Source organism: Candidatus Omnitrophota bacterium (assembly GCA_028716165.1).
GTDB lineage: Bacteria > Omnitrophota > Gorgyraeia > JABMRG01 > JABMRG01 > JAQUQI01.
In genome coordinates this window covers 54,075-68,318 of record JAQUQI010000006.1, presented here as the reverse complement: position 1 = coordinate 68,318, position 14,244 = coordinate 54,075, and the positions used below count along the sequence as shown (strand labels likewise).

Annotated in this window: 16 protein-coding genes and 1 tRNA gene; all 17 read right to left on the bottom strand. The window is 45.1% G+C overall.

The features are described 5' to 3' along the window. Positions 1–24: 24 nt before the first annotated feature. On the bottom strand, positions 25–1,659 hold the full coding sequence (locus PHV77_04395; protein MDD5504537.1) for an ATP-binding protein: 1,635 nt from the start codon (positions 1,657–1,659) through the stop codon (positions 25–27). Further along, a complete protein-coding gene (locus PHV77_04390; GenBank protein ID MDD5504536.1) occupies positions 1,656–2,351 on the bottom strand; it encodes a LysM peptidoglycan-binding domain-containing M23 family metallopeptidase in 696 nt (231 codons plus the stop codon). Before PHV77_04390 ends, PHV77_04395 begins: the two co-directional genes overlap by 4 nt. A 187-nt stretch (positions 2,352–2,538) precedes the next feature. Further along, positions 2,539–2,613: transfer RNA gene (locus PHV77_04385), tRNA-Gly, on the bottom strand. A gap of 16 nt (positions 2,614–2,629) precedes the next feature. Then, positions 2,630–3,526, bottom strand: a complete 897-nt coding sequence (locus tag PHV77_04380; GenBank protein MDD5504535.1) for a PfkB family carbohydrate kinase — start codon at positions 3,524–3,526, stop codon at positions 2,630–2,632. After that, positions 3,526–4,800, bottom strand: a complete 1,275-nt coding sequence (gene thiC / locus PHV77_04375; GenBank protein MDD5504534.1) for a phosphomethylpyrimidine synthase ThiC — start codon at positions 4,798–4,800, stop codon at positions 3,526–3,528. The genes PHV77_04380 and thiC overlap by 1 nt, the downstream gene beginning before the upstream one ends. Further along, a complete protein-coding gene (locus PHV77_04370; GenBank protein MDD5504533.1) occupies positions 4,797–5,213 on the bottom strand; it encodes a thiamine-phosphate pyrophosphorylase in 417 nt (138 codons plus the stop codon). The genes thiC and PHV77_04370 overlap by 4 nt, the downstream gene beginning before the upstream one ends. After that, a complete protein-coding gene (gene rfaE2, locus PHV77_04365) occupies positions 5,210–5,701 on the bottom strand; it encodes a D-glycero-beta-D-manno-heptose 1-phosphate adenylyltransferase (GenBank protein ID MDD5504532.1) in 492 nt (163 codons plus the stop codon). Before rfaE2 ends, PHV77_04370 begins: the two co-directional genes overlap by 4 nt. 42 nt (positions 5,702–5,743) lie before the next feature. Then, positions 5,744–6,316 carry a D-sedoheptulose 7-phosphate isomerase gene (locus tag PHV77_04360; protein MDD5504531.1) on the bottom strand — a complete coding sequence of 191 codons (573 nt, stop codon included), beginning with the start codon at positions 6,314–6,316 and terminating at the stop codon, positions 5,744–5,746. 137 nt (positions 6,317–6,453) lie between these two features. Beyond that, complete coding sequence (locus PHV77_04355; GenBank protein ID MDD5504530.1) at positions 6,454–7,482, bottom strand: 6-phosphofructokinase; 1,029 nt, start codon at positions 7,480–7,482, stop codon at positions 6,454–6,456. 123 nt (positions 7,483–7,605) lie between these two features. Continuing rightward, positions 7,606–8,958, bottom strand: coding sequence for an acetyl-CoA carboxylase biotin carboxylase subunit (accC, locus tag PHV77_04350; GenBank protein MDD5504529.1), 1,353 nt, complete (start codon positions 8,956–8,958; stop codon positions 7,606–7,608). A 4-nt stretch (positions 8,959–8,962) separates the two neighbouring features. After that, the gene (gene accB / locus PHV77_04345) at positions 8,963–9,418 is read right to left on the bottom strand and encodes an acetyl-CoA carboxylase biotin carboxyl carrier protein (GenBank protein MDD5504528.1); all 456 of its coding nucleotides are present in this window, start codon (positions 9,416–9,418) and stop codon (positions 8,963–8,965) included. 96 nt (positions 9,419–9,514) lie between these two features. Continuing rightward, positions 9,515–10,072 carry an elongation factor P gene (gene efp, locus PHV77_04340; protein MDD5504527.1) on the bottom strand — a complete coding sequence of 186 codons (558 nt, stop codon included), beginning with the start codon at positions 10,070–10,072 and terminating at the stop codon, positions 9,515–9,517. Positions 10,073–10,113: 41 nt separating this feature from the next. Next, positions 10,114–11,154, bottom strand: a complete 1,041-nt coding sequence (locus tag PHV77_04335) for a Xaa-Pro peptidase family protein (protein MDD5504526.1) — start codon at positions 11,152–11,154, stop codon at positions 10,114–10,116. A gap of 144 nt (positions 11,155–11,298) precedes the next feature. Continuing rightward, the gene (gene aroQ, locus PHV77_04330; GenBank protein MDD5504525.1) at positions 11,299–11,733 is read right to left on the bottom strand and encodes a type II 3-dehydroquinate dehydratase; all 435 of its coding nucleotides are present in this window, start codon (positions 11,731–11,733) and stop codon (positions 11,299–11,301) included. A 53-nt stretch (positions 11,734–11,786) separates the two neighbouring features. Beyond that, positions 11,787–12,758: a lysylphosphatidylglycerol synthase transmembrane domain-containing protein gene (locus PHV77_04325; protein MDD5504524.1), complete on the bottom strand. Its 972-nt coding sequence runs from the start codon at positions 12,756–12,758 to the stop codon at positions 11,787–11,789. 138 nt (positions 12,759–12,896) lie between these two features. Continuing rightward, positions 12,897–13,937: a DNA recombination protein RmuC gene (rmuC, locus tag PHV77_04320; GenBank protein MDD5504523.1), complete on the bottom strand. Its 1,041-nt coding sequence runs from the start codon at positions 13,935–13,937 to the stop codon at positions 12,897–12,899. After that, a complete protein-coding gene (locus PHV77_04315) occupies positions 13,934–14,233 on the bottom strand; it encodes a DUF1844 domain-containing protein (protein ID MDD5504522.1) in 300 nt (99 codons plus the stop codon). The genes rmuC and PHV77_04315 overlap by 4 nt, the downstream gene beginning before the upstream one ends. Positions 14,234–14,244 lie beyond the last annotated feature (11 nt).

Sequence of the window (14,244 nt, the reverse complement as noted above, 5' to 3'; positions counted from 1 at the left end):
TTCCTTGTGTCAAAAATACCCGTATCAAGCTATAAGATAATTATAACCTTTATAAAAATTAAATAACCTGGAGATGTCCGGTTTGTCCCAAACGCAAAACAATCTTTGCTTTGCCAAAAGCCGCGCGGCAGGCTCTATGCCCCAATACGCTATCAAAACAACTTTCGGCCTGCCGGTTTTGTCCTCTCTAAGAGTCTGCGCTATTTCCATGACAGCTTCTTCGTCTATTATTTTATAAAACAAGGCAAACACGCAGGCTTTTTTCATGGTCCTGGCCTTAAGCATATCATACCCTTGACGTTTTTTCAGGCCGATCTGTTCAATCCTCGGCAATAAACGAACTCTCTCGTCAATAAAAAACTGGTCATTATCAAATAAGCGCAATAACTCTACGACCCTGCTGCCGATGCTCTTTTGTTGTTCAGACCTAAAAACCGCTATCCTGTTTTCAATCTGTGCCGGGCAATCGTCCCATTCCTGTCTGGGCACAAAATCAAAACAAAGATTACGCGGGTTTGATTTGACCTCAACCCACACCCTGAACATCGGGTCTGTTATAGCGTAGAGACTGCCGCTTTTCTGCATAAAACCCAATTCCATAAAATTATCAACAATAGCGCAGAGTTGCGAAGCGGAGACTGTGTTTCTGTTCAAGATCTCTGAGAAACATCCGGTCTTGACAAATGTCCTTAATACATCCATGACGCTGATATCCGACTCTGCCGGAGCGGCTCTTTTTACAGTCTCATGAAAGAACTGATTAAAAAGTCCGGCCGGGGAAAAAAGTTGTTCGGAAATAATACTGCTTAAGGTTTTGGCCGTTATACTGCCAGCTCCGCAGGTATTGGCAAAACGTATTTTATCAATAATTATGCTTAAATAAAACGGATGGCCTCCGGTAAATAAAACAATAAAATCCACTAAGGTTTTAGGTATCTTTATGCCCTTGGTCATGGTAAGGATAAAGTCTTTGGACTGGGCCGTGTTAAAAGGGCCTATGTCAATTATCTTAAATCCGCCAAAGAGAAGTGAGAGTTTTTGATCTAATATCTTTTTGGCGCTGACGGAGGCTGAACTTGAAAACACAAAAAGTGTCTTCTGCTGGACCATTATCTTGCGGCCAAGTATTTGATACGGCCTGTCAATTCCGAAATAGGCGAAACGGTCAAACTCATCCACGACTATTACGATAAAACAACCTGACTCGGCGGATAAAAAAGCCGGGATATCCCATACCTCCGAAAAAGCGTCGTCAATATTACCCTCACCGGCAAGAGCAAATATCCTCTCCGCCAGGTCGCAACTCTTGGGGAATGCGCATCTGGATGCGGCAAGTATGCCGTCAATATCCGCGGACTGAATTATAACAGCTCGTTTTTTAAGCGCGTTGTAAAAAGCGCTTTTTATAAAATTCGCTATAAAATCCTTCGTGCCGCCTGAATGCAGGTCAACGTATACCGGCAATATGTCCCTGTCAGCACTTAATCTGTTTAAAAAATTGAGCAGTAGGGAACTCTTTCCAATAAGGCTCGTGCCAATAATAGAGATATTCTGCCTATAACCCATCTTAAGATTATGCGCGCTTTTCTCAAGATTGGATAAGATATCTTCTCTGGCGAAAAATTCCCTGCCTATGACCGGTTCGGTATAATGTTTCATGGCAAATAATAATAAGGGTTTACGGGTTCATGGCCTTTGCGTACCTGAAAGTGCAGGCTCGGTCGTCTGGATCTGGCCGAGCATCCGGACCTGGCTATCACCTGACTCTGCCGGACATTTTCTCCTGAACATACAAGATTTTCCGTATTGTAAGCGTAAAGGGTGGAGTAACCGTCACCATGGTCTATGATAAGCGTCTTGCCCATACCCTTGACTTTATCGTCAGAAAATACAACCCTGCCGGCGCGGGAGGCCACGACAGGGCTATTATGGTCTGCGGCTATATCAATACCTTTATTCTTCACATGGTTTGCAATTGAGCCAAAATACGATATCACGCCGCCATAGACAGGCCATACATAACCCGTCTTACTGACGCGGCCGGGAGAAACAACAGGTGAAGCCGTAATATGCTTTTTAGCGCCCGGTATAAATATATCCTGGCCCTGCCTAATAAGCGAAGGGTTATTGATTCCGTTGGCATCAACAATACAGTTTATATCAACATCATACGCCTTAGCGATACTCCACAATGTTTCGTTCCTGGCTGCGGTATGATATATGCCGCTTGGATACAATTCCAAAGAAGACAGTGTGCGCCCTGAAGAACTTGTTGAAGCGCATCCACTGCATAATATTGAAATGAATATGAACGCAGAAATATTATTCAGCATAAATTTTTCAAACGACATAATAAACTAATAGAATGCTTAAAAAACCTCTCTCCTAAAAATCAATGGAGCGGGGAACGGGACTCGGCGCCCTTTACTCACTTCGTTCGTTCCGGGTCGGCCATTCGCCCTTAAAATGCTTCTATTGTCGCATTTTATTACAGGGCTCTATTCGAGTCCCTTAAAAAACCTCTCTCCTAAAAATCAATGGAGCGGGGAACGGGACTCGAACCCGCGACGTCAAGCTTGGGAAGCTTGCATTCTACCACTGAATTACCCCCGCCTAAGATAGCGGATTCTTAAAAAGAACAACTCTTGATAAAAAACTTGTATCTTGCCGATATTGCCGTCTTATCCTGACTGCCGAGGCTTTTGACATCATAGTCCTCAACGGCAAACGAAGCCATGACACTGCCGTAAGCAAGCGACCTTTTGACCGCGGAATCATTAAACCTGTTCTCTCTGGCAAGATAACCCAGGACCCCTCCCGCAAATGTATCGCCCGCGCCGGTTGGATCTATCACATTTTCCATAGGAAATGCTGGGCATGAAAATGAGCAATTTTCCGATATGAAAAATGACCCGTTAGAGCCCTTTTTTATTATGACCCTGCCGGCGCCTAATGAAATGATCTTTCGGCCGGCTTTGAGCAAGTTGTTTTCCAATGTAAGCTGGCGCGCCTCGTGTTCGTTGATAAACAACATATCAAGCTTCTTCAAAACTTTCAGCAGGGCTTTAGGTTTATTCTTTATCCAAAAATTCATGGTATCAGCGGCAACCAACCTTGCCTTCGTCTGTGCCAATACGGACAATTGAAGTTCCGGATCAATATTTGCCAAAAAAAGAACGCTTTCATTTTTATAGGAATTGGGTATTTTCGGGTCAAAACTATTGAGAAGGTTTAAGTGGGTCGCTATGGTCCTTGCTCCATCAAGGTCTTTGTCATAGGCGCCCTCCCACCTGAAGCTTTTGCCGGGCATTGCTTCTAACCCTTCGGTATCAATATTCTTTTTTCGGAAAAGATTCAAATATTTACCGGGGAAATCATCTCCGACAACAGCTACCAGTTTCACTCCCGCAAAATAAGACGCGGACAGTGAAAAATAAGTCGCAGACCCTCCAGGGGCATTTTTATTCCTGCCATAAGGCGTTGTGACATTATCAATAGCTACTGTCCCTATTACCACAATAGCCATCAAATATCCTCCAATATCTTAAGCGGGCAATATTCTCCGCACATAGTACATAAGTCCGTCTTCCTGGTATAAAACCTCTTATGGAGCTTATCCGCTTTATCGGGATCAAGAGATAATTTTATATGCCTTTTCCAGTCTCTCTTCCTGCGGAAAACAGATATCGCCTTGTCCCATTCCATGGCCCCTTTTACCCCTTTGGCAATATCAGCGCTATGAGCGGCAATCTTATAAGCTATCAGGCCCTCTTTGACATCCTCAATCGTAGGAATACTTAGATGCTCGGCCGGAGTTACATAGCAAAGAAAATCAGCTCCATAATAACCTGCCATAGCGGCGCCTATCGCTGATGATATGTGGTCATAACCCGGCGATACGTCGGTCACAAGGGGCCCAAGCACGTAAAACGGCGCATTGTTGCATATCCTTTTCTGCATCTTCATGTTAAACTCAATCTGATTAATGGGGACATGGCCCGGGCCTTCTATCATGACCTGGACGCCGCAAGCGAGGGCTTGCCGGGCCAGAGCGCCTAATGTTTTCAATTCCGCGATCTGCGCCTTATCGGAGGCGTCGCATACGGAACCGGGCCGCAGTCCGTCACCTAAACTTAAGCATATATCAAATTCCTTTGCTATCGCTATAACCCTGTCAAAATGCTCATAAAGAGGGTTTTCTTTTTTATTCGCTGACATCCAATCGGCCATCAAAGCGCCGCCCCTGCTGACAATACCGGCGATACGCCTGTTTTTTTTCAGGATATTTATCACAGCCCTTGTGACCCCGGCATGGATGGTAAAAAAATCAACTCCTTCTTTGGCTTGAGATTCTATAGCATCAAGAATATCGCTTAAAGAAGCGTCGGAAAACCTAAGCCCTTTTGCTTTCATGTTCACTGCGGTTTCATAAATAGGCACGGTGCCGACAGGTATGGCGGACCGGGCAAGGATAGCGTTTCGTATACTGCGAAGGTCGGAGCTTGTGCTAAGATCCATTACAGTGTCGGCATAGTATTTGAGGCAGATATCCAGTTTTTTAAGCTCCTCTTTAACCGAACCCACATAGGAAGAGGCCCCTATATTGGCATTTATCTTTGTACGCAGTCCTGCGCCTATGGCGCAGGGACTCTTAAGGCGGCGTTTCTTATTGCACGGCATTACAATGGTGCCATTTTTAAGGCCGCTGGAAATAAACCTTCCGGAAACGCCCTCTCTTTTCGCTGCCAACCTGACAAGGTCTGTTATCTGGTTCTTTTTCGCGCGCTCAATCTGTGTCATTTAAAATATTTTTCCGTTAATCTCTTTTCTTCGGCGTAAAGTTCAAATCTGACGGATTTAAAACGCCTGCCGGCTGAAGTCTTATATAATTTCAAAAACTCCTCAAGAACACGCAATGCCTCCTTGGCCCTTTGCATATTAGCAAAAAAAACTCCTTCGCAAGACCGTCTGTTTTCAAGAACGGAAAAATCGCTACCGCAGTCACCCTTGGCATCTCGTGAATTATGCAATAAAGACCTGGATATGCCGGAAGAATTAATTATATCCAATACGCGGTGCCTTAATCTTTTCAAACCCTTCGTTAAGGCCGCGTCATTGAACATAAAACGTATAATGTCCTCACAGACCCTCAAGCCTTCGGCGGCCCTATTGATATTGGCGTCAATAATACGTAAAACATTTTTATCAATCACGATAATTTGCCGTAACGGGCCAATATCCGCTTGATTATGCCGCTGGCGGAGCATCCCTTTAGGTATCTGATCCTTTGGACTTTTCCGCCGTAGGATTTCACAAACCCGGCGCCGGCTATCTCTTTAATCTTATAGTCAGCGCCCTTCAAGATGATATCGGGCCTTAAATATTTGATTATGTCGCAGGGAGTATCCTGGCTGAAAGATGTCACAAAATCCACGCTTGACAAACCAGCCAGAACACCCATCCTTTCTTTCAATGGGCATATCGGGCGTTCAAGGCCTTTTAACCTTGTTACCGAGCCGTCATCGTTTACGGCAACTATCAATATATCAGCGTTTTTTTTTGCCTCTTCAAGATATTTTATATGCCCATAATGCAATATGTCAAAACAGCCGTTCGTAAAAGCCGTTTTTTTGCCTTGAAGTTTTAACCGCCTTATTATCGCCTTTAAGCTTTCGGCGCTTTTGATCTTTGCATCCGACATACCGGAAGGCCCATCCACGCTTTGTGACAAATCTGAATTTTTTTATTTACCGAACAGGTTCTGCTCGGCAAGTTCGCATATGATATGCCCTATTACTATATGCGCTTCCTGTATCCTGGCAGTATTATCGGAAGGCACTATTAATGCCAGATCGGCAATGGTCGCCATCTCCCCGCCTCCAGAGCCCGTCAAGGCTATGGTCTTAAGCCCCATTTTCTTAGCCTCTAAAAGGCCGGCGATAACGTTTCTGGCATTTCCGCTCGTTGATATGCCGATAACCATATCATCATCAGAGCCCACCGCCTCCATCTGCCTTGAAAATATTTCCTCATACCCGTAATCATTGGCTATAGACGTGATAATAGATGTATTGGTGGTAAGGGCTACCGCCGCCAACCCCTGCCTTTCAAGTTTAAAGCGGCCCACAAATTCCGCGGCAATATGCTGCGAATCAGCGGCACTGCCTCCGTTTCCAAACAATATAACCTTGCCGCCCTTCTTAAGGGTAACTGCTATCATACCGGAGGCCGTCTTTATCTGTTTTGACATTTTTTGCAAAACAGCTTCTTTTACCCTGATGGACTCCTTAATAATTTCTTTTATTAAATCAGCCATACAAAACTCCTGTCATATTTAACAATCCGGACCCCGAGCAATACAAAAATTCGCTTCAGCCGGATCAAAACTGTATCGTATAAACAATACCTGCTCTTTAAAACCAAACCGGAATATACCGTTTGGCAGAGTGAGTATTACCCAAAAAACACCTTGGCCACATCATAGAGGTCCATATCAACGGTCTTGAGCTCGGCAACGCCTTTGCTTAAAGGCACTGCAACAATTTTGCTTCCGCTCAAACTGACCATATTGCCAAACTTTTTACTATGGACAAGCTCCATGGCCATAACACCAAACCTTGTTCCTAAGACCCTGTCCATGGCCGTTGGGGATCCTCCTCTTTGTATGTGTCCGAGCACCGTGGCTCTTGTCTCAAAACCTGTTTGCTTTTCTATCATCTGGGCAAGCTGGTTTCCTATACCGCCAAGCCTGACATGGCCAAAGGCATCAAGAGCATTTTCCTGAAGCACCATATCGCCTTCTTTGAACTGCGCGCCTTCAGCTACAACAACAATACTGAACTGTTTGCCTTTCTTGTGCCGCTCATTAAGTATGGCGCAGACCTCTTTTATATCAATAGGCTTCTCGGGTATTAATATAACATCGGCGCCGCCGGCTATACCGGAATACGTGGCTATCCAGCCCGCGTGACGGCCCATAACTTCGCATATAATTATCCTGTGATGGCTTTCGGCCGTTGTATGGAGCCTGTCAATACATTCCGTGACTATATTAATCGCCGTGTCAAAGCCAAAAGTAAAATCAGTGGCATTCAAGTCATTATCTATTGTTTTCGGCACGCCCACGACATTGAGCCCTTCCTTGTTGAGCTTATTAGCTACGCCCAGCGTATCTTCTCCGCCCACGGCAATAAGAGCATCCAGTTTTAATTTTTTATAGTTTTCTATGACCTTTTTAACGTCTTCGGGTTTTTTGTAGGGATTGGTCCTGCTCGTGCCTAATATCGTGCCGCCTCTATGTAATATGCCGGAAGTGCTATTGGCATCAAGCGATATTGTGCTGTTTTCAATCAAACCCTTCCAGCCGTTTTTTACGCCCAAGATATCATAACCCAACTGCAAGCCTTTTCTTACAACCGCTCTTATAACAGGGTTAAGCCCGGGGCAATCCCCGCCTCCTGTTAATATTGCAACTTTCTTCATTCTCGTCGCTCCTTTGTTTTTGCGTCCGGTACCGGTCCTTATGGACTGCCGCGTTTGAAACGCGCGCGGTATAATATACCGCTATACAGGCCCAGTCTGGCAAGCCCGCGCTTTACGTTGTTATTAACTTTCGTTTTCGCCTAAAAGCTTTTCAACATAGCTCGTATCTATCCTTCCCCGGAGAAAGGCATCGTCAGACATTACCTTTCTATGGAATGGGATGGTTGTCTTCAACGGAGCTATGGAAAATTCATCAAGGGCCCTTTGCATTATATAGATGGCATCGTTACGCGTCTTGCCGTATGCTATTATTTTGGCAATCATGGAATCGTAAAAAGGAGGTATCACATAGTCCGTATATATATGGCTGTCTACCCTGACCCCTTTTCCGCCGGGAACGTGGAACCTTTCAATCTTGCCGGGCGAAGGCATAAAATTATTATCAGGGTCTTCCGCGTTTATTCTGCACTCTATCGCGTGGCCTTCAATCCTTATATCTGACTGGTCGTAGCCTAATTTTTCGCCCGCGGCAATCCTTATCTGCTCCTTGATAAGATCTATACCCGTGGTCATCTCCGTGACGGGGTGTTCCACCTGAATGCGGGCATTCATCTCCATAAAATAAAAATTATCATGTTTATCAAGCAGGAATTCCATCGTTCCCGCATTCATGTAACCGACCGACTTGGCCCCTTTGACAGCCATGTCTCCGATCTTTTTCCTCAATTTAGAGTCCAACGACGCGGAAGGGGATTCCTCAATAAGCTTTTGATGGCGTCTCTGTATGGTGCAGTCCCTTTCACCGAGATGAACAACATGGTCGTATCCGTCAGCAAGTATCTGGAATTCTATGTGCCTCGGGTTTTCTATGCACTTTTCAATATAAACATCAGGTATCCCGAACGCGGCCTCCGCTTCCGACTGGGCCATAAAAAAAGCGCTTGCCAGCCTTATATCGCTGTGCGCTACCCTCATACCCTTGCCCCCGCCGCCGGCGCTCGCCTTAATTATAACGGGGTATTTCATGTCCTTGGCAATTTTCAACGCTTCATCTTTTGATTTTACCACCCCTTTACTGCCGGGAATAATCGGTATGCCCGCCTTTTTCATGGCAACCTTGGCCGCCATTTTATCTCCGAGAAGTTTCATGCTTTCAGGCCTGGGACCTATAAATTTGATCTGGCACGATTCACACACCTCGGCAAAATGAGGATTTTCGGCTAAAAATCCATATCCCGGGTGTATGGCTTCAACATCCGTGATTTCCGCGGCGCTTATTATTGAAGGGATGTTCAGATAGGATTTTGAGGACACGGCGCTGCCGATACATATGGCCTCATCCGCGAATTTGACGTGAAGAGAATTAATATCAGCTTCGGAATAAACGGCAACCGTTCTGATACCGAGCTCTTTGCACGCGCGTATAATTCGTAAGGCGATCTCGCCTCTATTGGCAATCAATATTTTTGAAAACATAATTTTAAGATGGTTCTATCAGCATCAGTATCTGTCCGAATTCAATCGGATCGGCATTCTCAACCAGCACATCCACCACCTTGCCTTTTACTTCGGACTTTATCTCATTCATAAGCTTCATGGCTTCAATTATGCATACGACCTGGCCTACCTCTATCTCCTGGCCTACCTCAACAAACGGGGCCGCGTCAGGCGACGGGGCGCGGTAAAACGTGCCCACTATCGGGGCCTTTATCTCAATAACATTTGCGCTCTTTTTTTCCTGAAGATATTCCTGCCCGGAAGGCTCATTGGCCCTGGCGGGACCCGCTGCCACAGGGCTTTGTTGCGCCGCCATGAACAATTCAGGCTTAAGGGTCTTGCGCAATTTTATCTTTTGATCCCCTTTCTCTATCTCTATTTCGGCCAGGCCGTGTTCCTCCATCAAGCCTATAATTTCCTTGATTTCTTTTAAATTCATATGATCTCCTGATTTTTTTTAAAACCGGCAGAGGCTTCTAACTGGTTTGCAAAAATCACGCTAAAACCATGGTAAAATTTTTACGTCACGGCAAGGCTACGCTCTTTCCAGATACTCGCCTGTCCTCGTATCTACTTTTATGCTGTCGCCCTGGTTGACAAAAAGAGGCACCTGGACCGTTGCGCCTGTCTCTATAGTAGCCGGCTTGAAAGCTGACTTTGCCGTATCGCCTTTTATGCCGGGTTCGGTATGCTCAATCTTAAATACAACCGCGGCAGGCAATATCGCGTCAACAATCTGGTCGTTATGCCATAAAGAATTAATTTCAAGCCCTTCTTTTAAAAATTTACTATTATCACCCAAAACTTCACCGGGTATAGAGACCTCTTCGTAATCTTCGCTGCCCATAAAAAAATACAGGTTACCGTTTTTATAAGTAAACTGTATTTTTTTGGCTGTAATCCAGGCGTCCTGGACTTTTTCCCCGGCCCTGAACGTTCTCTCCAGCACCGCTTTTGTGCGCAGGTTTTTAAGCCTTGTTCTTACGAAAGCCCCTCCCTTACCGGGTTTTATATGCTGAAACTCAATAATCTGATAAAGCGCGCCGTCTAATATTATCGCTATGCCGTTTTTAAAATCACTCGTATCAATCATATCCCGCCAAAACCTCCTCTTACATATTAACAACTAAAGCCCTATCGCGTCAAAACCTCGCACCCCGCGCCGGTTACCATGACCATGTCCTCTATCCTGATGCCAAACCTGCCTGGCAGATAAATGCCCGGTTCTATTGAAAATACCATACCCTGCGCCAATCTTGAGTTATTCTTAGAACTTATACGGGGCAATTCGTGAACATCTATGCCTATTCCATGCCCGGTTGCGTGGCCAAAATATTTTTCAAAACCCTTACCGGCGATATACGACCTGGCCGCCTTATCAATATCTGATATCTTTACGCCCGGCCTGATCTTCTCTATGGCCTTTAACTGGGCTGTTTTCACTATATTATATATAGTATTAACAGATTTGGATATTTTACCCACAAAGAACATTCTTGTCAAGTCAGAACTATAGCCTTTCGCCCTAGCGCCAAAGTCAACCATTATCATGTCTGATACCTCAAACACCCTGTCCGAAGGCCTGCCATGAGGCAGGCTTGAATTTGGCCCAGATAAGACAATGGTGTTAAATGACGGCATATCGGCCCCAAACCTTGACATATAATAATTAACCCGTCCCGCCGTCTGCCTTTCACCCCTGCCGGGTATTATCTGGCTGGAAATTAATTCAAGCGTTTTCCTGGCTATAGACGCTGAACGCTTTATAGCCGCTATCTCATGGGCATCTTTAACCGCCCGTAATCTTTCAATAATATACGAGGTCTTGCGCAACTCAAGGCAGGAAGCACAGCCAAGCAGTTCGCTATCCCTTACCGGCATATAATGGGGTTCAAATCCCACCCTGCCGGCTTTTGACTTTTTAATAACATAAGCGAATTTTTCATAGATACTCGGGCCCTCTGATATTATCAAAAAGCCTTTTGCAGCGGCGAAAGCCTCTTCCGCATACCTGAAATCAGTAAGAATATAGCAATCGGAAAGAGTCAAAACAAGAAGCGAATCGCATCCTTCAAATCCGCTTAGATAAAAAATATTGGCCGGATTTGAAACAAGCAAAGCGTCCAGGCCGAGGCGTTTCATCGCTCGTCTGACTTTATCTAATCTGTTAATCATAATTGTATGCCGGTATTTCTTGAGGCAAGATATGCCGTTACCATAAATTAAGACGTAGTTTCTTGCAAACGTAACATTAAAACCAGGTTTACGCGAGGCGCGGGCCGGTTGTCTTTTACGGATTTCTTCAACAAAATACCTTATCTAAATAAGGCCCGCGGCGGCCTCTAAACCAAGAATATAACTATTTACCCCGAATCCAGATATCTGGCCTGACGCGACGGGGGCTATTACAGACTTATGCCTAAATTCTTCGCGCGCGTAAATATTTGATATATGCACCTCCACGACCGGCATATCAACAGCGCTTACCGCGTCTCTAATGGCCACACTTGTATGCGTATAAGCGGCGGGATTTATGATTATGGCTCCAAAATCCGAGGCCTTGGCGTCCTGTATCTTCTGGACAAGCTCTCCTTCGTGATTAGACTGAAAAAAATCAACCGCTACTCCCAGCGCCTGGGCTTTTTCGCGTAATAACTGGTTTATCTGTTCAAGGCTCATCTGTCCATAAACGGACCTTTCTCTGTCACCCAATAGATTCAGGTTCGGCCCATTAATCACCAGTATCTTTTTCATAAAAATCATCTCCTATCAGCTGTTATCCTGTTTTTTTATTTACCAGCCAAATATCACTGCGCCGGGCGCGCAGTATCTGCTGAAAATACCTTCCTCTGAAACCCGTATATCAGGCCCCCTATAAGGCTGTACATCAATAGTGAGGCAAGCACGAGGATAGACAGGGCCAGGGCTTTTTCAGCGGACATATAAGGGCTAAGAAGATAAACATAACCGCCCTCACGCACTCCCAGGCCGTTTAAAGATGGTATCAATGTCAATATGCCTACAATTGGAACAACGATAAAAAATACTCCCATACCCGCATCGTGTATGCCAAGGGCTCTGGCCAGAACATATGTCGCTATCACCGATAATACCTGCACTACGATTGACAAGGCGAGACTATGCAAAAGTATCGTCTTGCGGTTAGAATAGATATTTAAAAAATCATACCCGCTCTTTACTTTGTCATACCAGTATGTTTGCCTAAACGGCGACAATATAAACGACACGTATCTGGCCGCCTTTCTGCATAATAGCATCCAGACAAATACCGCGCTCGTCAGAAATATCAAATAAACGGCGGCAATGACCGGACGGGCGGATATCCTATGGTTAAAAAAAGTTATTGTGACTACCGGTATAAGCGTAAACGGTATCATCGCCAGGATCCTGTCCATAAAGACTCCTGCCAGGGCCGCTGTCTTCATACCGGTTTTTTTTCCGATATAATAGGCCTTAAAAACATCGCCTCCAAACGAGGTGGGCAGGAAATTATTGAAAAAATAACCGGCAAATGTCAGGCAGGCCGCTTCCTTCGCGCTGATACTTATTGACTGCGCGGATACCACGACCTTGAGCCTTAAGGCTATAAGATACGCCGTGACAAGAAAAAGCAGCATGGCACAACAGATCATGACCTTGTCCGCGCCAATTATAGCGGCATACATATCCGATAAACCCCGACGCATGAACCAAAACAGCAGGCCTAACAGGGAAAGGCTTACGAACATACGCAAGAGATTAAGGAATCTGGTTTTCACAAATTAATAGTATAGCAAATAGAGGCTTTAAAGTAAAGAAAATACAACCGTGGCAACACAGCGGTGGGACAGTTTACCTAAGAGTCTTTAAAAAAAACACAAGCAGCGCCTTTTTTACAGCCCTGCCGTTATATCCTGTCATTTGCATTCAGGCACCTGCCGCGTACGCGGTTTCTGCGTTTCCAACAGCGAAACCGAGCCCTTGAGAGAGCCGAGTATTTGGCGGTATTCGTCGGAAGCGCTTGATAGCAGGGCCCTTGCCCTTTCTATCCTGTTTTCAAGTATACCGGCCATCTGTTCAATATTTCTTTTGATATCAATAAGATAATGAGTAAGGTGTTCCGCGTCCACGGAAGAGGCATACTGAAGATGCAGGCTGAAAAACATGAGTATATACGGCAAAAGCATGCTATATGAAATCAATATAACATTTTTTGAATAGGCGTCAATGTGCGCCTGCCTGCAAAGAGAATACATTGAATCAGGTATCGCGCCTATGGCCCATGGCGTAGTGATGTTCGGGTCAAGGTACTGGCTGATTTCCGCCACCCTTCTGCCCACCTCTTTCTGCGCCTGATGCATAAGCCTTTCAAGTCTGGAGGGGTCCTGTTCATTTGAAACAGCTTCAAGTAATTCGGTGGAAGGCCACTTTGAGTCTATGGGCATGACCTTTTTATCAGATAATACGAGACCGAACTCAACCTCCTTGCCTTTAATTTTGAAATTGGATTTTATCATATCGGGCGGGAACACGCCAAGGGTCTGCCTTAGAATGTTTTCACCGGCAATACCTTTTTGCTTGGAACCTGCGATAATACCTTCAAGCCTCTTCAGGGATTGAAAATTTTCAACCTCCCTTTTTTTAGACTCCTCATACTGCTGTCTAATAATATCAACGGCGCGTGAAGTGGCCTCAAGATTGCGGTATATGGAATCTGACGTTTTGCAATCATCCCTGACCGAATCCTTGAGTTCCTGCACGGTCTGCTGATGCATTTTCTGGTTGTTTTCAATGGTAGCTATCAATGATTTTAAAGCGCCCACATCCGAAACAAGGCTTAAGCCTTCATGCCAAAAATTATCCTTTTTCCCTGCCGCTGAAACCCTGTACAAGACAATGCCCATAACGGCAATGCCCAAAACGGACAACAGCGCGATCGCCGCGAGTATCATATTCATTTCAAAGGCCCTTTTCCGGACGCTTCCACATACTGCATCCTTAGATTGCAAAGCATATCGGCTAAAACCTTGCCTTCGTTAGCGTCAAGATTGTTCTTTGTCTTACGGCTGATCATATCAAGCGTATCAATCATATATTTTGCATGAGTGAGGTTTTGCTCTTTCTTGTTATCCGCCGGATTAGGTATGTGCCCCAGGGCTATCAATACCTGCATGCCGAGGCCTGTTATAAAGAATACAAAATCCTCGCCTTTATCTTTTAAAAAATCCTGCATATCCTGTCCCGTTTTATCCATGGTAAATGTCC